Below are 17,881 nucleotides of genomic sequence, written 5' to 3'. Positions count from 1 at the left end.
CGTGGAAGCGGCTCGACCGGTGGTCGTGCGGCCGCTCGGGCGGGGTGGCGCAGGGCGCCCTGGTCCGTGTGCCCCGGTCAGATGTGGGAGAGGAGCCCGTCCAGCGGTTCCGGCAGACGTGCGAGGTCCAGCGCGTCCGCCAGCGCTCGCGCGTAGTGCTCCTTGCGGCCGCCGATGGTCCCCATGAAACGCCGCAGCTGCGCCTCGACCGGCCGCTCCCGTTGGGCGGGCTGCCGTTGGAAGATCCGGAAGGTGCGCAGGTCCCCCTGGTCGTCGACGACCTGCTGGACGCCGTCCGCGCCGAGCGCCCGGATCAGCTCGTCCTCCAGGTCGGCGCGGCAGGTGAAGAAGCCCAGCGCCGCCAGGTCGCCCGGGGTGCGGGCGGCGCCGAAGCCGGTCCGCTCCAGGCCCTGGCGGAAGAAGTGCTCCTCCGCCGCGTCGCACAGGCCCGCGGGCCGGGCGTCGAGGCCGTGCGGCCCCAGCAGGCGCAGGTAGCGGGTGATGCTGGTGGCTCCCCCGAGCGGCACGACCACGACGCCCTCGGCGCTCAGGGTGCGGCCCCGGCGTTCGGCGAGGGCCTCGACCGCCGCCCGGTCGCTGACGCCCTCGACGAGCACCACGGTGCGCAGGCTCAGCTCGGCCGCCAGCGCGCGGGCGGCCCCGGCCTGGGCGGGCGCGGGCGTGTCCGCGTCGCCCGCGGCCCAGGAGATGACCGTCTGCCGGAGGCGCGTCGCTGTGTCCACGGGGCCAGTCTCGCACCGTGATCGACGTCGGCGGCAAGGGTTTTCCGGTACGCCGTCCAGGGCTGTCCCGGGTGTGTCACCGGGGTGCGGGAGGTCTGCGTGCCAGGTACAGGCCGACGCCCAGGGCGAGCGCCAGCACACACCCGGCGAAGGTCAGCCCGGCGTTCCTCAGGCCGATGCCCAGGGTGAGGGCGCCGACGCCGACCACGGGCAGGGAGATGCCCAGGTAGGCGATGACGAAGAAGGCGGAGACGGTCGCGGCCCGGTGCTCGGCCGGCGCGGCGGCGCTGATCGCCGTCACCGCGCCCCGGAACGCGAGCCCCTGGCCGAGGCCGCCGCAGAGCGCACCGGCGACGAGCAGGGGAAGCGAGGTGAACAGCAGCGAGGCGCCCACCAGGAGAAGGCCCCCGACCAGGACGAAGCAGCCGCCCGGCAGGGCCCGTCGTTCGCCGACCCGTCCCATGAGCGCCTGCCCGGCCGTCGAGGCGAGGAAGACGGAGAAGACGACGAGTCCCGTCAGGGCCAGGTTGTGCACGTCGAGCGTCTCGGCGACGAACGCGGGGGCGACGGCGGTGAACAGGCCCAGCAGGGAGAAACCGGCGAAGGCGGCCAGGGCCGAGGTGGCGAACACGCCGCGCATCGTGGGCGGGACGGCCAGTCCCTGGGGCCGCAGTCGTACTCCCCGTACCCGGGCGGAGGCGACCGTCTCGGGGAGGAACCAGGTGAGTACGGCGGCGACCGCGATCAGCGCCAGATGTACGACGAAGGGGAGCCGCAGGGGCCAGGGGGCGTACTCGGCGAGCAGCCCGGACAGCAGCGGCCCGCACCCCAGGCCGCCCATGTTCGCGGCGGTCGCGGCCAGTCCCGCCCGGGCCGCGCGTCCCGGCGGGGCCAGTTCCATCACCGTGACCGTCGCCGCGCCGCTCAGCAGGCCGGCCGCGAACCCGGAGAGGAGACGTCCGGCGAGCAGGGCGGGGAGCCCGCCCTCGAAGAGTAAGCAGAGGGCGCTGGCCGCCGAGAAGCCCAGGGCGGCCAGGAGGACGGGCCGCCGCCCCGCTTCGTCGGAGACGTTCCCGGCCAGCAGCAGGGTGGCGATCACCCCGAGCGCGTAGACGGCGAACACCACCGTCACCATCAGCTCGGAGAAGCCCAGATGTTCCCGGTAGAGGCCGTAGAGCGGGGTCGGGAGCGTGGTGCCCGCCATGCCGACGGCGAAGACGGCCGCCGCGGCCGGGTAGCCGAGGCGTTTCCGCCGGTGCGCGGAGTCGGGCGTCGTCCGGCTCATACGGCGGGCGCGGGGTCCGTCGGGGCGGCGGAGGTGATGTGGGTGAGCACGCACAGCCACAGGCCCTCGCGTCGGACGAAGACGTCGGTGACCCATTCGTCGGCGTCGAAGCGGCGGCCGGCGTAGTGGGCCGTGTTCGTCATCCGCGCGGTGACGGTGGCGGTGTCCCGGTGGACGCGGACCCTCGGCGGGCTGATGGACCGCATCGCCGAGTGGGTCAGGTCGCCGGACGCGACGAAGCCGAGGAACGCGTCCCGGTCCGTGATGCCGGACTCGGAGACGATGACCCACTCCTCCGCCATGAACGCCCTGATCCTCGACACGTCGTTCGAGACGATCGCGGCGGACCACTCCGCCACCAGGGCGACGAGCCGGGCCTGTGCCGCGGGGTCCTGGACGTCGGCGCCGTTCGGCGGCGGCACGGAGCCGGCTCCGCTGTCTTCCATGGTCCGAGCGTAGCCGCGGGGTGTGCGGGTCGCAGTTCACGGGCGGCCGGGCGTGGGCCGCCCGTGAACCGAGCGGGGCCGGGGGCGCTGCCGGGACCGTGGGGCGCGTGCGTCACGCCGGCGGGGCGCCCTCGACAGCGGTGGTCGCCTCCTTGCGGGTCCGTTCCGTCGGCGGGGCGGGGAGCTCACGGCAGCGGACCATGAAGGACCGTTCGAAGACGATGACGGTCTCTCCCGTCGACTTCGTGCCGGTCGTCTCCACCGTGATGATGCCCTGCCCCGGCCGGGACCGGGACAGCCGTTTGTCGAGGATGCGGCTCGTCGCGTACAGGGTGTCGCCGACGAAGACGGGAGTCTTCAGCCGGACCCTGTCCCAGCCGAGGTTGGCCACCGCCCGCGCCGACAGCGCCTGCACGGTCATCCCGCCGACCAGGCACAGCGTGATGCCGCTGTTCACCAGGACCTTTCCGTACTCGGCTCCGGCGCCGTAGTGCTGGTCGAAGTGGAGCGGGTGCTGGTTCATCGTCAGCAGGGTCAGCCAGGTGTTGTCGGCCTCGGAGAGGGTACGGCCCGGCCAGTGCCGGATCACCATGCCCGGTTCGAAGTCCTCGTAGTCGCCGCCGTGTTCCTCGACGTACTCGTTGTCCTTGACGTGGCGCAGGGTCATGCGGCATCTCTCCGGTGATGTCACTCGGTCGGTGGCGGCGCGGACGGGGGCGCCGGTACGCGGTGCGGGATGGGCGGGGCCGGTGTCAGATCGCCACCATCACGTTGTCGGAACTGCTCGTTCCGCCCCGGACGCTGACGATCCCGGCGGAACCGTCGCCGAAGAACCGGCAGAACAGGCCGGCCGGCCGGCCGCCGAACAGCAGGGGGCCCAGCACCGGTGCGACATCGGCGTCGTACGGCTCGTCGATCCCGTCGGCGATCAGCGACACCCGGCAGGTGGCCGGCTCCACGAACTCCTGGACCACGCTGGTGCGGCCCCGGGCGGCCTCGCCGACGGCCGACTCCCACGCGGCCTGCTCGGTTCGGCGGCCGATGAGCACCTGTCGTCCGCTCTCCCCGAGGGCGGCCTTGAGCACCAGCCGCTCACGGTTCTTCAGCACGAACGGCACCAGGTCGACGGGCTGTCCCCCGCGGTCGGTCCTGCGCTCGGAGAGGATCCGTGTCCACGGCAGATACCGGGCGACGAGCCCGCGGTCGGCCTCGGTCATCCAGGGCCGTCCCTCGGACAGCAGCCCCATGGTGAGCTTGCTGTGCAGGAACGTCGACGTCTGGGTGCCCACCAGCAGGCAGCCGTGGTCCAGGGCGTCCTGGACCGGGGTGGTGTCGAGGCCGGCGTCGAGCCAGTCCGGGATGGTGAAGTTCCGCAGGCCGACGGGATAGCGCAGATGCGGGGCGCAGTCCCAGGCCTCGTGGAGTTCCTCCGGCTCGAAGAAGCGTGCGGTCAGGCCGTGGCTGTTGTAGTGGTCGGCCTCCATCTCGAAGTACCGCCGCTCCACGCCCGTCACCCGGGCGCTGCCGACGACGGCCACCCTCGGCGCCACCGCCGACTCGGCGCTGAGCGCCCGGAACATCTCGGCCCGTACGGCGAACGGGCTCGGCGACCGGAACGGGGTCCGGCCCTCCTCATCGGCGTGCAGCCCGCGCCACACCGACAGACGGCTCTGGGTCTCCACCACTCCCCCGAGCGCGCCGCTGACGTTGAACTCCAGGAACTGCGGCCCGTCGGGCCCGATGACCAGATCCGGCCTCACCACGGAGTCGGCGTACCGCTCCTCGACGAAGGGGTCGCGCAGCCAGAGCCGGTCCTCGGTGGCGGGCATCTCGTAGGCCGTCAGCCGGTCGGCGGTGGTGTGCCCGCTCTCCAGGGCGGCCCGGCGCAGCAGGTCGACCAGGGCGAGGCTCACCCGGAAGATCTCGGCGTAGGAGGCGCGCGGGATCGCGATCGGCGCGGCGGGAAGGATCTTCTGGTACGGCCAGCCGGTGTCCCGCAGTTCGTGCCGCAGCATCCGGCGGATCGTCTCCGCCGGGGCGGCGGGCCTCAGCCGGTGCCGGCCGAACCACGGGTGCCCCTGCCCGGGAGCGAGTTCCTCATGCGTGTCCATCCGGCACACCCTCCTTCGTCGGCGGAACGGCGGCCGGGCCGCCGGTTTGCTGCTCGGTCGTGCGGTACTCCTCGAACAGCGCCACCGCGGCGGCGGTGTCCTCGATGGCCATGCCGACCGTGCGCAGGACCGTGGTGCGGCCGGTGACGTCGACCTCGCCGCTCACCAGGCCGCCCAGTTCGTACAGGTCCTCGGCCTTGATCAGGCCGTCGGCGAGCGCGGCCCGGACCTCGCCCGCGCCGTCCAGCGCGGCGGTCCGGTCCTCGACGACGGTCACGGCGTCGGCCAGCAGGGCGGGGTCGAGCTCGACGGCGTCCGGGTGGGTGCCGCCGATCACGTTCACATGGGCCCCGGGGGCCACCCAGTCCGCCCGCACCACGGGGACGGAGTCGTCGGTCGAGGTGGCCGTGCAGATGATCGCCGCGTCGGCGACGGCGTCCCTCGCGGTGTCGCAGACCCGCACGCGGACGGTTCCGGGTGCGGTGTCGCGGATCAGGCCGGCGAGCTTCTCGGCCCGGGCGCGGGTGCGCGAGTACAGCCGGACGGTACGGATCGGGCGTACCGCCGTCACCGCCCGGACGAGGGCGTGCGCCTGGACCCCCGCGCCGATCACCGCCAGGTCGTCGGCGTCGTCGGGGGTGCAGCGGCGGGTCGCCAGAGCGGCGACGGCGCCGGTGCGCACGGCGGTGAGTTCGGCCCCGTCCAGGAGCGCGGTGATCTGCCCGGTCTCCAGGTCGGTGAGCGCGACGATCCCGTGGATCAGCGGCAGGCCGCGCACCGGGTTGTCGGGGGTGAGCGTGGTGACCTTGACGCTGCCCACCGCACGCTGCTCCCAGACGGCGGGGCTGACCAGGAGGACGCGCCGGTCGCCGTGCTCGACGACCGTGCGGGCCGGGGAGCGGGTGCGGCCGGCGGCCAGGTCGACGAACATCGCGCCGAGCGCGTCGACCACGCGGAGCATCCGCCGGGCGCCGGCCATGTCGGCGGCCCGGACCATCACCGGGGCGCTCACGCGGTTCCTCCGGCACGGCCGAACCGGCTCGTCCAGGCGTCGTCGCGGGCCACGGTGGTGCGGGCCAGCCGGGCGAACGGCGGGCCGACCATGTTGCCGTCCAGGACGGCGATTCCGCCGTCGGCCGCCGCGACGGCGTCCGCGACGCGGCGCGCCTGTGCCAGTTCCTCGGTCCGGGGCCGCAGGAGGCGGTTGATCACGTCGAGTTCGCCGGGGTGCACGGTCGCCTTGCCGTGGAAGCCGAGCGCCCGTACCCGGGTGGTCTCCTCGGTGAGGACCGCCGGTTCGGCGAGCCGGTAGTTGGCGGTGTCGACGCACGCCGTGCCGTAGCGGGCGCAGGCCATCGCCATCGCCTGCCGGGCGGCCAGCATGGCCTCCCAGCTGATGTCGACCCCGAGTGTGGCGGCCAGGTCGGCCGAGCCGAGCACCAGGCCGTCGGCGGCGCGCGCGATGGAGTCGACGCGGGTGACCGCCTCGACCGTCTCCACCGTCACGTAGATCTCGGGGGACGCGCCCGCCGAGGCCAGCATGCGGCGCAGCAGGTCGACCTCGTCCGCCGTGGTCACCATCGTCATCAGGACGATGCCGGGCCGTACCGGGCTGTCGGCCAGCGTCTGGACGTCCTGGATCCCCGCGAGGCTGCCGAGTTCGTTGATCCGCACGGCGATGCCGGCCGGCCGCGGCGACTTCTCCAGGGCGGCCCGGCAGACCGCGCGGGCGGCCTGCTTGTCGGCGGGCGGTACGGAGTCCTCCAGGTCGATCAGGTGCACGTCCGCGTCGTACGACCAGGCCTTCACCACCTTCTCCGGTGACAGGGCCGGCGTGTAGAGGATGCTGCGCGGTATCGCCCTCGTCGCCCCGGTCACCGGTGCACCGCCCCGGGGAGCGGGCCCGCCGGGCGTGCCCCGGCCTCGACCAGCGCGGTGCAGAGCCGCTTGATCTGGTCCGCGCTCTGGCCGGCCCGCAGCATGACCCGCAGTCCGGCGGTGCCGCGCGCGACGATGGGGAAGAACACCGGTGAGGTGTAGAACCCCGCCGCGAAGACCTGTTTCGCGGCGTCGACGACCGTGTCGTCGCTCATCGGCACCACCCGGATCGGGTAGGTGCCCTCGGCCTGTTCGGTCTGGACGAGGGAGTCGAACAGCGCGATGTTGGAGCGCAGGCGCCCCTGCAGCCGCGTGAGTTCCTCGGTGCGGTGGATCTCGGCCGAGGCGAGTGCCGCGCCGACGGCGGCGGCGTTCATCTTCTGCGAGTAGCCCAGGGGGCCCGCGAACCGTTCGACGAGCCGGCGCGTCTGTTCGGGGTAGCCGTCGAGCAGGATCGCGGTGCCTCCGGCTCCGAACCCCTTGGTCAGGGTCGCCACGGTGATGGTCCGCTCGTCGAGCACCGGGGAGTGGGTGCGTACGTAGCCGATGCCGCGCTCGCCGTACGCGGACAGCGAGTGCGAGTCGTCGTAGAAGACCAGGAGGTTGTACTTGTCCTGAAGTTCGGCCAGTTCCTGGACGGGGGCGTAGCCGCCGAGGCTGTCCGAGCCGTCCACCACGTAGCAGACGCGTTCGTAGGTGAGGCACATGTCCTCGATGAAGTCGAGGTCGTGGTGGCCGCAGGTCACGACCTCGCTCTCGTCGGCGCAGCTCGGCTTGGCGTGCGCCAGGGAGACGTGGGCGTTCTTGTCGAAGACCATCAGGGGCCTGGTGCCGTTGCCCAGGTGTCCCGACGCGATCATGGGAAGCAGCCCGGTGCTGGCCGCGGCGGTGGAGAGCGCGCTGATCACCATCGCGCCGAACAGCTCGCCCAGGGACTCCTCCAGTTCCAGCAGCACGGGGGTCTGGACGCGGGTGCGCGGGATGCAGTGGTCGAGCACCCCGAAGCGGCGCAGTGAGGCGACCGCCCCGTCGATGACCGCGGGGTGGGTGTCCAGGTCCAGGTAGGAGCAGACGGTGAAGTTGACGAACTCGTGCCCGTCGGGCATGTGGAAGACGCCGTCCTCCAGGTCGCCGACGATGCCGGCGACCCCGTTCTCGTAGGAACGGTTCCAGAAGGCGTTGCCGATCCCGATGAGTTTGTCGTTGTTGCGGTACCGGTGGGTGGGGGTGATGGTCCTGCGCTCGCTCATCGGGAGTTCCCCTCGGTGGGCTTGTAGCTGTAGACGCCCTTGAGTCTCCGGTAGGCGTACGTGTACAGGGCGACGCCGAGTACGTGCGGCCGGTGGAGGATCTTCTTGGACTTGAGCCAGAAGTTGACGTTGATGTTCAGCTCGTCCAGCGATTCGGCCTGGTGCCACCAGCCGAGCGGCAGGTAGAGCATGTGCCCCGGTTCGAGGACGAAGTCGCGGCGTTGGGCGAGCTTGGCGGCGAGCCTCGGGTAGCGCGACAGGTCGGCGTCGTCGAGGTCGACCACGTTGGACTTGTCCCCGAACCCGCGCAGCACCGACCTCGGGTAGTAGGCGCGCACGCCCGGTGGGGCGATGATGAAGCGCTTGCGGCCTTCGAGCGCGATGTTGAAGTTCTCGAACTCGTCGAAGTGGTTCTTGGTGAACACGCCGCGGTGGCTGATCCACAGGTTGGCCGCGTACAGGCTGTCGCCGTAGCCGAAGAACTCCTCGGCGTCGAAGCCGATGACGGCGTTCACGTCGGCCGGGCTGCTGCGGATGTTCGACACCACGCGGTGCCAGGTGTCCGTGGCGGTCAGGTGCCGCTCGTCCGCGAAGAACTCGCGGAGCTTGATGTCCCGGGTCTCCCAGCGCCCCGGGTGGTTCTTGTCGCCCGGCTCGGTGAACAGGGTGACGGTCATCCCGGCCAGGCGCTCGGCCACTTCGTCCCGTCCGAGCCCCTGCACGTCGGCCGGCAGCTTGATCACCACGGGGCGGTCGGCCTTGTACAGCCCCCGGGGGCCCACGGCCAGGAACTCGTCGAACGTCATACGGGTGATCTCGACACCCGCTGTCCCGTTCGGCCCGGGCACAGCTTCCGGAACTGCCATGTCGCTGGTCCTCCTCTCGTCGCCGGGTCTCATGCCGCGTCGGTCTTCGGTCCGCGGCCGCTCAACTCAGCCACCACGTCCACGATCAGGTCCTCCTGACCGGCGATGGCCTGCCGCCGGCCGAGTTCGAAGAAGACTTCGCGCGGGTCCACACCCGCGGCCCCGGCGAGTTCCACGACGCGGTGCTTGAAGCCGGAGAAGACTCCGGCCAGGCCGCTGACGATGCTCATCGAGGCGGGCACGGGCGGTGCCGGCATGAGTTCGCGCTCGGCGAGGTCGGCGGCGTCCAGCAGCGCGTAGAGGTCGATCCCGGTGGCGAACCCGCTCCGCTCCAGCACGGGCACCAGCACTTCGAGCTGGGTGTTGCCCGCCCCCGCCCCGAAGCCACGGGCGCAGCCGTCGATGATCCGGGCGCCGGCCTCGGCGGCGGCCACCGAGTTGGCGACGGCCATACCGAGGTTGTTGTGCCCGTGGAAGATCACCGGGACGGTGCCGACCGCCTCGACGATCGCGCCGATCCGCGCGGTGACGTCCGGGGGGAGGAAGTGTCCCGCGGAGTCCATGATCCCCACGGCCTGCGCCCCGTACCCGACGGCCCGTGCGGCCTGCTCGGCCAGTTCGCCCGGGGAGGCCATATGGCTCATCATCAGGACGCAGTGCGCTTCGGCCCCGGCGTCCCGGAGGAAGCCCAGATGGTGTTCGGCCAAGGACGCCTCGGTGGCGTGCACGCCGACGCGGAAGACGTCGACCCCATGGGAGATCGCCCGTCGGAGGTCGTCGGAGGTGCCCCAGCCGGGCAGCATGAAGGTGCCCAGCCGGCTGTGGCGCAGTGCCTCACGGACCGTCGACAGCATCGCGTCGTCGGTCGCCGCCGCGAGCCCGACCTGTAACGAGGAGGCGCCCAGGCCGTTGCCGTGGCCGACCTCCACCACCGGGACGCGCGCAGCGTCGGCCGCCTCCGCGTAGCGGCGCAGTTCGGTCAGGCCGAGCCGGTGGTGGACGGCGTGCTGGCCGTCGCGCAACGTCGGGTCGTGGATCACCACCTGCTTCACGACGACACCCCCGTCCGGGAGACCCGGCCCGGCCGGGCGGCGTACTGCTCGGCGACCAGGACGGCGGCGGCGTTGATGATGTCGAGGTTCCCCGCGTACGGCGGCAGGACGTCGCTGCAGGCCGTGACCTTGAGGACGATCGTCACCAGGTCGTCGGCCGCGGTGCAGGCGACGACCTCGTACCCGGGAGCGAAGGACCGCACCTGTTCGGCCGCCCGGTCGACCACCGCTCGCACCGCCGCCGCGTCGGCGTCGGGCACCCGGGCGTGGATGACGGTGCGGAAGGTGGCCGGCGGCACCGCCGGGCTGATGTTGAGGATGATCTTGACGTCGCTCACGCCGGAGAACGTCGTCACGGCGTGACCGGTGGCCGTCACGTACTCGTCGAGGTTCAGCCTGGTCGCCCGGCCGGCCACGTCGCTCGCCACGGTGGACACGACCTCCAGGTACGTCACCGGGAAACGGGCCGCGAGCGCGTGCACGACCGGAACGGACGCCTGGCCCCCGCAGCTGATCAGATTGACGTTGCGCGCGTCCTCGGCCGCGACCCCGGTCACGGTGGGCGCCACCATCTGCCCGACCTTGCTGGGGGTCAGGTCGATCACCAGTGTTCCGAGCGGCTCCAGCAGCGGCCAGTGGTCGCGGTGGGAGGCGGCACTGGTGGCGTCGAAGACGACGTCGAACGGACTCGCCGCCAGTACGGCGTCGATACCGGCGGCGGTGGTGGCGCAGCCGAGGCTCTCGGCGTACCGCAGGCCCGCCGACTCCGGGTTGCGTCCGGCGACCAGCCGGCAGTCCAGTCCGGGCGACCGGTCGATCTTGCTGACCAGGTCCCTGCCTATCGCCCCGGTGCCGATGACGGCGACCGTGGCGGTCTCGACGGTGTCCGGGCGGGCGTCGGTCAGGCCCGCCGTGAGACTCAACGTATGCCTCCGGGGCGGCGGAGGCTGCGGAACAGCGGATGACGTGAGGTGCGGCAGCGGGCGCCGGGCGTCCGTCTCGCCGCGTCGGGTTCGTAGGTTCTCATGAACGTTGTTCCCACCCTTCCATCTGCGCGCGGCTGCTCCGGGCGGTTCCGGCCGCGGGGCAGCCGGGTGCCTCACCGGGATCTCCGTCCGTTCCGGACCGTGCGCCGACGCGGTCACGATGCCTCTCCCGCGGTCCTCGGCCGACCGCCGACCGATCGATCGGTCCTCGATCAGTCGTCGGGGCCGGTCGGCCGCCGAGAGGCGAAGCGTCAGTGAGGTGATGCGCGGTCGCGTGCTGGGAGGACGAGGGATCGCCGGCCGCATGTCGTCGCGCCGAAACAATCGGCCGTGAGCGCGAACCGGAGGCTTGACTCGGTGTGGTGAAGCCCCGTCTGACGGCATGTCCTCCCCTGCATGCACGTCGCTGGCCGCCGATTCACCCGCCCAGCGGCGGCGAACATATCAGAAGACCGCAGGACACAACCCCCCTCAATCACCCCCGGTTTGATCTTCCCGGGAGGCGCCCGGCGGCTGCGTCCGGGCACGTGAGCCGTTGGTGCGCGCCTTTCGCCGCGGGTCTCGATCTTTCCCTCGACTCCACCGCGGACGCCGACTACTCTCGGGAACCCCGCGCACCTGGCTGTGCGGGCCCTGGCGCACGACGACGGGCTGACGACGCGTCGACTGCGGGGCAGCCACATCGAAGGGGGAGTCCCATGCACTGCCGGCCGCGCTGCCACGCGTTTTCATGACCGCGCCGACGACCGACAAGGCCGACGCGCAACGCCCCGCTCTGGGACGTGACTTCTCCCGGTTGTGGTGGTCGGCCGCGGTGTCCTCGCTGGGCGACGGGGCCACGATCGCCGCCGCACCCCTGCTGGCCTCCCGGCTGACCGACGACCCCCGCCTGATCGGGGCGGCCTCGGTCGCCTTCACCGCGCCGTTCCTCCTGTTCGGCATTCCCGCGGGACTGCTGGTCGACCGGATCGACATCCGGGCGATGATGGTCCGGGTCGATATCGGGCGGGCCCTCCTGCTGGCCGTCCTCACGGCCGGGATCCTCGGCGGCTGGGGCGGTTTGCCGCTGCTCTACGTCTGCATGTTCCTGCTCGGCACCGGCGAGGTGCTCTGCCGCAACGCGGCCCAGGTGCTCGTGCCCTTCATCACTCCGCGCGCCGGGCTCTCCACCGCCAACGCCCGTGTCATGGCGGCGCAGGAGGCCGGAACCGGCTTCATCGGACCGCTCGTCGGCGCGCTGATGTTCGGTGTGGCCACGGCCCTGCCGTTCGGCGTGGACGCGGCCACCTTCCTGTGCTCCGCCGTCCTGATCAGCCGGATCAGCCGCACCCGTCCGGTCGAGGCCGCACCGGAGCGCACCGGCGTGATGTCGGAGATGCTGGCCGGCGCGAGATGGCTGTTCTCGCACCACCTGCTGCGCAGCCTCGCCCTGGTGTCCTGTCTGATCAACCTCGCCGGGAGCGCGATGCTCGCGGTGCTCGTGGTGCACAGCGGGAAGGTCCTCGGTCTGGGGCCGTTCGGGTTCGGCGTCCTGCTCGCCTGCCAGGCCGTGGGCGCCGTCCTGGCCTCCCGCTTCGCCCCGGCCCTGACGGAACGGCTCGGCCGGGAGGGCGCGTTGGTCGCCACCGCCGTCCTGATCACCACGAGCGAGACGGTGCTCGCCGCCGTGCCCTCGATGTACGCGGCCGGCGCGGCCCTCGCGATCTTCGCCTGCGGGACGGTCACGTGGAACGTCGTCGTGGTCGTGCTGCGGCAGACCCTGGTGCCTCAGCACCTGCTCGGGCGGGCGAACAGCGTGTACCGGCTCGTGGCCTGGGGCGGACTGCCCGTCGGTGCGGCGGCCGGCGGGTTCGTCGCCGCCGAGGTCGGCACCCGTGCCGTGTTCGGGGCCGGCGCGGTCGTCATGGCGGTGGTCGCGGCGGGGCTCCTCGTGGGCGCCCGCCGCCGGTGGATCACCCGCGCCGACCCCGCCGCGCAAGCGACGGAAACGGACTGACCGGGCAGCCGTCCGGCGCGCCGCGGGTGCCGCGGGGGACGACGCGCCGCGGGGAAGGCACCGCCCCGCGGCAGCACGAGGGGCCGCCCCGCGCGCGGCCCGGTAGCGAAGGCACGGCCCATTCCGGAAAGGGACACCCCATGACGACGACCACGAGTCCGCACACGCCGCCCAGGTCGCGGTTGGGCCACGCGTACGGGGAGCAGCTCGCGCGGAACGGGTCGGCGGGCCGTCCCACGGCCGCGGCACTGGAGTCCGCCACGCTGCGACTGGCCTACCAGGACCGGTTCCTCAACGGCCCCGCCTTCCTCGGCGGGAGCGAGCTCCGCACCCTCGTGGGAGACCTCCACACCGTCTACGGGCTGCTGCGCTCGCTGCCGGAGCGCGGGTTCGGCGGAAGCGTCACCGCACTGGCCGCGGCCGTCGGCCTGGAACCCTCGCAGGCGGCGCTGATCACCAGGAGCGCCCGGACCGGGTCGCTCCTCCCGCTGGGGCGGGCGGATCTCTACCACGACGGCTCGGGGTTCAAGCTGCTGGAGTTCAACATCACCAGCGCGCTCGGCGGTTTCGAGAACGCGGACATCAACCGGGCGATGCTGGCCTATCCCCCGCTCGACGCGTTCGTGACGCGGCACCGACTGCGCTACGAGGACACGCTGGGCCACATGGTGCGGACGATGTACGCGGAGTGCGCCGCGAACATCCCGGCCGGGCGGGCGCCCGTCGTCGCCGTGGTGGACACGGTGGAGAACTTCGCCGTCGTGGGACCCCGACTTCGGGTGTTCGCCGAGAAGCTGGCCGACTTCGGGGTCGAGGGGATCGCATGCGACCTCGGCGAGATCACGTACCCGAACGGCCGTCCGACGGTCGCCGGCCGAACCGTCGACGTGGTCTTCCGGTATTTCCTGCCCGAGGACCTCACCGACCCCGTCGCGGCGGCCCAGTTGGAGCCGCTGCTGACCGCGGTCGAGCGGGGCGGGCTGGGCCTGTTCAGCCGACTGGACGCCGAACTGTACGGCAACAAGGGCACCTTGGCGATGCTCTCCGACGAGGAGCACCGGGACCGGTACGACGCCGCCGAACTGGCGTGCCTCGACCGGATCCTGCCGTGGACGCGGTACGTGCGCCCCCGCGCCACGGACCCCGGTGGCAGCCGGGTCGACCTGCTCTCCCACGCACGCGGCCACCAGCACGAACTGATCCTGAAGCCGACGCTGCTGCACGGCGGCAACGGGATCATCGCCGGCTGGACGGTGGACCCGGCCGAGTGGGAGAGCCGGGTCGCCTCGGCGATGGACGGCCCGTTCGTCCTCCAGCGCCGGGTACGTCCCACCGCCGAACCGTTTCCCGACGGGGCCGGCGGCGTGCGGGAACTCTTCCTCAACTGGGGCCTCTACCTCGGCGCACGCGGCACCGAGGAGGACGGCTACGCGGGCGGCTTCGTACGCGGCAGCGCCGATCCGGCGGTGGGGGTCGTCAGCATGGGCAGCGGCGCCACGGTCGGCTGCGTCTTCCACGGCGGCGACAGCTGATCCGACGCGCCCGAACCCGGTCCGGCGGAGGGGAGGTCCACGGCCGGGCTCCGACGTCCCACGACCGGCTCCGCGCTGAACTCCGCCGTCTCCGGATGAGCGCCCCCCACCACGGACCCGGTGGTGCGGGGCCGCCGTCGGAAGCCCTGGCGGCCTCCAGCGGCGGCGTCCGGGACCACTGGGCTCATGCCGGGGCCGCACCCCGGCGCAGCGTGAACCAGAAGGTCGGGACCGGGTTCGTGCCGGGCGTCACGTCGACCAGTCGCCACCCGGGGAACCCGGCGCCGAGTTCGTCCGCGGTGATGCCGGACCACGCGTCGTCGAACGCCCCGGGCCCGTACCCGAACATCAGCAGTCGAGCACCCGGGGCGGCCCGCTCGGTGAGTCCGGCGGCGTAGGCGTCGCGGCGGCGCGGTGGGATCCCGCAGTAGCAGCTCAGGTCGAAGAACAGGTCGAACGGACAACGTCAAGCGCCCCGACAAGAGGGCCGAGCGCTCACGGCGAACCCGCGAGAAGATCGTCGCGGCGGCGCGGGAGCTGTTCGTCGCTCAGGGGTACGGTGCGACGAGCCTTCAGGAGGTCGCGGATCGCGCGGGCGTGGCCGTCCAGACCGTGTACTTCGTGTTCCGGAACAAGCGCGCGCTGTTCAAGGACGTCGTCGACACCTCCATCGCGGGCGATGTCGAACCGGTCGCCACGATGGACCGCGACTGGTTCCGCGCCGCGTGCGCCGAGCCCACCGCGGCCGCGCAACTGCGCGCCCACGTGAGCGGGGTGCGCGGGATCCTCGTCCGGGTCGCCCCGATCATGCCGTTGATCGCGGCGGCGGCGGCCTCGGACCCGGAGATCGCAGCGCAGTGGCCCTCCGGCCCCGACCCGCGCTACACCGTTCAGCACGCCGCGGCGAAGGCGCTGACCTCCAAGCCCGACGCCTGGGAGGCGTGGGCCCGCGCGACCCTGATCGACCACCTCTGCACGGACCACGCGTAGGCCGACGGTCCTCCCGGCAGCCTCCGCGACGTGCCCGCCGCGTGCCGAAAGGGGTCAGGGGATCTCGCCCGCTGTGGCGAACACCGTGAGGCGACCCGGAGACCCCGCGCCCGCGGCCGGCAGGACCCGTGCCCGGTAGCCGCGCTCCCGCAGCAGGGCGAGGACCGCCGACAGTCTGCCCTCGGTCGGTGTGGTCGGCTCGTCATGCACCTCGAGGGTGAGCCGGTGGATGCGGGGCCAGTGGCGGTCGTCGATGCCGCGCAGGACGTCGGTCTCCGCACGCTGGACGTCGATCTTGAGCAGGTCGACGCGGCGGAGACGCAGATCCTCGATCACGGTGGAGAGCCTGCGCACAGCGCACCGGTAGGGAACCTCCCGGAAACGGTAGTCGAGCATCTCGTCGAGGAAGTCGAGCCCGTCGCCGATCTCCTCGGCCTGTTCGCGGCGTGCCAGGCTCCGGACGAACGCCTTGTCCAGCTCGGGCGCCGCGTGACGCCGCTCCGCCGACATGACCGTATAGCCGGGGTAGTAGACGAACTCCGCTTCGCCGTCCCGGTCGGACAAGGCGTAGGGCAGGGCCCGGCCCTGCACGTGGTGGGCTCGGAGGTTGCGGGTGAGACAGTCGAAGACCGGGGGCAGGGGTTCGCAGGCGTAGACGCGGGCGGTGGGGCACTGCGCCTGCACGAACAGGGCGAACATGCCGATGTTCGCTCCGACGTCCAGGACCGTCGCGCCGGGCGGAAGGGTCTCCTCCGGCGGCAGGTACGAGCGGAGCGTGACGATGTCCTCGTAGAGGTACCGGGTCTCGTGCCCGTTGATGCCCTCTACGGCCGACAGGTCCAGCCCGGCCCCGGACCCGGTCCGTTCGCCGTCGCGGTCTCTCACGCCGGGTCCTGCTGGTGGAGCGCCCCGCCGAGACGGTCCGCGGCGAGGCGGTAGAGGTCCTCCACGTCCTGCCCGGTGATCGCGGAGAACTGGTGGGCCGTCTCGAAGGCGGGGTGGCGGACCAGTTTCTCGCGGTAGTCGGGCAGGGCCACTCCCGACTGGATGATCTGGAGCCATTGGCGGGTGCCCGGATAGGGGCTGTTGACGTTGAGTGCGACGCAGCCGTCGGGGATGCACCCGTCCCTGTGCAGCTCGGCGACGAGATCGAGGGTGCGCAGCCGCTGCTCGGGGCTTTCGCCGAGACCGAACTGCAGAGACGTACCGACACGGATCCCCGCCTCCCGGCACCAGTGGGCCACGTCCCGGAATCGGTCGGTCCAGTCGGTGGCCGGGGAGACCAGCAGCAGTTGGCGGACCTTCTGGACACGTTCGGTGTCGGGCTCGGCCGATTCGACACCGAAGTAGACGTAGCTGCAACCGGCCCCGGCCATGCGCCGCAGCAGGTCGCGATCGACGTCGTTGACCGTGGTCTGGCAGCCCCATTCGAGTGGCCGGTGGTCAGATGTCAGGTCCTCCAGCAGGGTCAGGAAGTCGGCCAGCCATCGTCTGTTCTGCGTGAAGGTGCTGTCATCGAAGAAGACCGCCTCGAAGCCCTGATCCCTCCGCAGCCGGATCTCCCCCATGACGTGGCACGGGGAGCGCTGGCGGATCTTGGGTTGTTCGTAGAGGAACGCGTCGGCGGACTCGTGACAGAAGGAGCACGAGTACTTGCACCCCAGGCACGCCATGATCTGGGCCGTCCTGCGGTGTCCGAAGACCGGGAAACGGTTCTCGTGGGTCAGCCTGGTCACGTCGATGTACGGGAGCCGGTCGCCGTCGACGGGCGTGCCGCTCAGCGGGATCGACTCTATGCGCCGCCCGTGCCGGTCGTAGAGGAACAGGCTTCCCACACCGGGCAGCTCGGCGAAGCGTTCCTGGTCGGCCAGGAGTCTCTTCTTCACCGACTCGGCGTCGGTGGGCAGGCATTCCGCGACGACCTTGAGCACCTCGGCCAGCGCGAAGGTGGAGTCGCCCGCGAACACCACGTCCACCAGGTCCCGTTCCTCCGGGCGGGCGAACGTCTGCAGCGGGGCGAGCCGGTCGAGTTCGTCCGCGCCGAGCAGGAAGTCGTCGTGGGTCTCCCGCCTGCGCGAGGCCATGCCGGCCACGCGGTTCGAGGCAGCCCGGTAGGCCTCGGGGTTGACGGCGTCCTCGTGCTGGCCGCCCAGCAGCACGATGCTTTGCGGGCACTCCCTCTTGACGGACTCGGCGATACGCAGGGCGAAGTGGTGCCCCTCGGAGAGATTGCTGATGCCGACCACCACCGGACGGTGCTCACGCAGATGAGCGACGAGTTCGTCCTCGAAGGCGGAGGTGTAGGCGGGCGGATTGAGGACGGCCACGACATCGGGGACGCGTGTACCGGGGAACTCGTCGATGCGCAGCATCCGGTCCAGGACACAGGTCGCGTACAGCAGCGGAGTCGGCATGCCGGGGAACGCGCCGGTCGCGCCCTCCTCCACGTGAGGGGCGCTGACGAAGAGGACGGGGAAGTGCTTGGCGCGCCGGCGCTCCCGGTCCCGGCGCTCCCTCGCGGGGGAGGACGTGGCCGCGCCCAGGCGTGCCGTCACTTCCCTGTCCAGCGCCACCTCGCGGTGCAGGGCCTCCTCGGAGACGGTGCGGGGGTCCTGGCCGTCGCCGGGATGCCACCGCCAGTGCTTCTCCTCCTCGTACAGCTCCCGGTCGATACGGTCGGCTCGCGCCCTGCGCACCCGGCGGGCCGCCCCCTCCGGGACGTCAAGCGGTCGGGGGCCCACGGGCG

At 72.2% G+C, this 17,881-nt stretch carries 17 protein-coding genes; 3 read left to right on the top strand and 14 right to left on the bottom strand.

The window, feature by feature from the left end; all coding sequences use genetic code 11:
* Positions 1-77: 77 nt before the first annotated feature.
* The 11 genes from DTB53_RS22130 to DTB53_RS22080 all read right to left on the bottom strand — a co-directional run bounded on the left by DTB53_RS22130 (position 78) and on the right by DTB53_RS22080 (position 10,554).
* A complete protein-coding gene (locus tag DTB53_RS22130) occupies positions 78-743 on the bottom strand; it encodes a TOPRIM nucleotidyl transferase/hydrolase domain-containing protein (protein ID WP_012377881.1) in 666 nt (221 codons plus the stop codon).
* Positions 744-819: 76 nt separating this feature from the next.
* Positions 820-2,028 (bottom strand): MFS transporter, encoded by a 1,209-nt coding sequence (locus DTB53_RS22125; protein ID WP_012377882.1) that lies wholly within the window; start codon positions 2,026-2,028, stop codon positions 820-822.
* The gene (locus DTB53_RS22120; RefSeq protein ID WP_012377883.1) at positions 2,025-2,474 is read right to left on the bottom strand and encodes a nuclear transport factor 2 family protein; all 450 of its coding nucleotides are present in this window, start codon (positions 2,472-2,474) and stop codon (positions 2,025-2,027) included. Before DTB53_RS22120 ends, DTB53_RS22125 begins: the two co-directional genes overlap by 4 nt.
* A gap of 112 nt (positions 2,475-2,586) precedes the next feature.
* Positions 2,587-3,141, bottom strand: a complete 555-nt coding sequence (locus tag DTB53_RS22115; RefSeq protein ID WP_003964423.1) for a MaoC family dehydratase — start codon at positions 3,139-3,141, stop codon at positions 2,587-2,589.
* 85 nt (positions 3,142-3,226) lie between these two features.
* Positions 3,227-4,585 carry a hypothetical protein gene (locus tag DTB53_RS22110; protein WP_012377884.1) on the bottom strand — a complete coding sequence of 453 codons (1,359 nt, stop codon included), beginning with the start codon at positions 4,583-4,585 and terminating at the stop codon, positions 3,227-3,229.
* Positions 4,572-5,597, bottom strand: a complete 1,026-nt coding sequence (locus tag DTB53_RS22105; RefSeq protein ID WP_012377885.1) for an ornithine cyclodeaminase family protein — start codon at positions 5,595-5,597, stop codon at positions 4,572-4,574. Before DTB53_RS22105 ends, DTB53_RS22110 begins: the two co-directional genes overlap by 14 nt.
* The gene (locus DTB53_RS22100; RefSeq protein WP_012377886.1) at positions 5,594-6,463 is read right to left on the bottom strand and encodes an HpcH/HpaI aldolase/citrate lyase family protein; all 870 of its coding nucleotides are present in this window, start codon (positions 6,461-6,463) and stop codon (positions 5,594-5,596) included. Before DTB53_RS22100 ends, DTB53_RS22105 begins: the two co-directional genes overlap by 4 nt.
* Positions 6,460-7,713: an 8-amino-7-oxononanoate synthase family protein gene (locus tag DTB53_RS22095; RefSeq protein WP_012377887.1), complete on the bottom strand. Its 1,254-nt coding sequence runs from the start codon at positions 7,711-7,713 to the stop codon at positions 6,460-6,462. Before DTB53_RS22095 ends, DTB53_RS22100 begins: the two co-directional genes overlap by 4 nt.
* The gene (locus tag DTB53_RS22090) at positions 7,710-8,579 is read right to left on the bottom strand and encodes a cupin-like domain-containing protein (protein WP_003964428.1); all 870 of its coding nucleotides are present in this window, start codon (positions 8,577-8,579) and stop codon (positions 7,710-7,712) included. The genes DTB53_RS22095 and DTB53_RS22090 overlap by 4 nt, the downstream gene beginning before the upstream one ends.
* 29 nt (positions 8,580-8,608) lie before the next feature.
* Entirely contained in the window at positions 8,609-9,631 is a 1,023-nt protein-coding gene (gene dmpG, locus DTB53_RS22085) for a 4-hydroxy-2-oxovalerate aldolase (protein WP_003964429.1), read from the bottom strand.
* Entirely contained in the window at positions 9,628-10,554 is a 927-nt protein-coding gene (locus tag DTB53_RS22080) for an acetaldehyde dehydrogenase (acetylating) (RefSeq protein WP_012377889.1), read from the bottom strand. Before DTB53_RS22080 ends, dmpG begins: the two co-directional genes overlap by 4 nt.
* A 793-nt stretch (positions 10,555-11,347) precedes the next feature.
* On the opposite strand from DTB53_RS22080, the gene DTB53_RS22075 reads away from it, so the two are divergent.
* Both DTB53_RS22075 and DTB53_RS22070 read left to right on the top strand, forming a co-directional pair.
* On the top strand, positions 11,348-12,613 hold the full coding sequence (locus DTB53_RS22075) for an MFS transporter (protein WP_003964431.1): 1,266 nt from the start codon (positions 11,348-11,350) through the stop codon (positions 12,611-12,613).
* 140 nt (positions 12,614-12,753) lie between these two features.
* Entirely contained in the window at positions 12,754-14,145 is a 1,392-nt protein-coding gene (locus DTB53_RS22070; RefSeq protein WP_012377890.1) for a hypothetical protein, read from the top strand.
* Between the two features lie 184 nt (positions 14,146-14,329).
* Here DTB53_RS22070 and DTB53_RS36905 read toward each other — a convergent pair whose 3' ends face one another.
* A complete protein-coding gene (locus tag DTB53_RS36905) occupies positions 14,330-14,494 on the bottom strand; it encodes a hypothetical protein (RefSeq protein ID WP_012377891.1) in 165 nt (54 codons plus the stop codon).
* Positions 14,495-14,559: 65 nt separating this feature from the next.
* Here DTB53_RS36905 and DTB53_RS22065 point away from each other — a divergent pair, with 65 nt between their 5' ends.
* Entirely contained in the window at positions 14,560-15,135 is a 576-nt protein-coding gene (locus DTB53_RS22065) for a TetR/AcrR family transcriptional regulator (protein WP_052295614.1), read from the top strand.
* Positions 15,136-15,189: 54 nt separating this feature from the next.
* On the opposite strand, the gene DTB53_RS22060 is transcribed toward DTB53_RS22065, so the two are convergent.
* Together DTB53_RS22060 and DTB53_RS22055 are read right to left on the bottom strand one after the other, a co-directional pair.
* Positions 15,190-16,020 carry an FkbM family methyltransferase gene (locus DTB53_RS22060; protein WP_012377893.1) on the bottom strand — a complete coding sequence of 277 codons (831 nt, stop codon included), beginning with the start codon at positions 16,018-16,020 and terminating at the stop codon, positions 15,190-15,192.
* Positions 16,017-17,831 carry a B12-binding domain-containing radical SAM protein gene (locus tag DTB53_RS22055; protein ID WP_236586426.1) on the bottom strand — a complete coding sequence of 605 codons (1,815 nt, stop codon included), beginning with the start codon at positions 17,829-17,831 and terminating at the stop codon, positions 16,017-16,019. Before DTB53_RS22055 ends, DTB53_RS22060 begins: the two co-directional genes overlap by 4 nt.
* Between the last annotated feature and the right edge of the window lie 50 nt (positions 17,832-17,881).

The sequence above is a fragment of the Streptomyces griseus genome (assembly GCF_900460065.1).
Lineage (GTDB): Bacteria > Actinomycetota > Actinomycetes > Streptomycetales > Streptomycetaceae > Streptomyces > Streptomyces griseus.
This window is presented reverse-complemented; position numbering and strand designations above follow the sequence as displayed.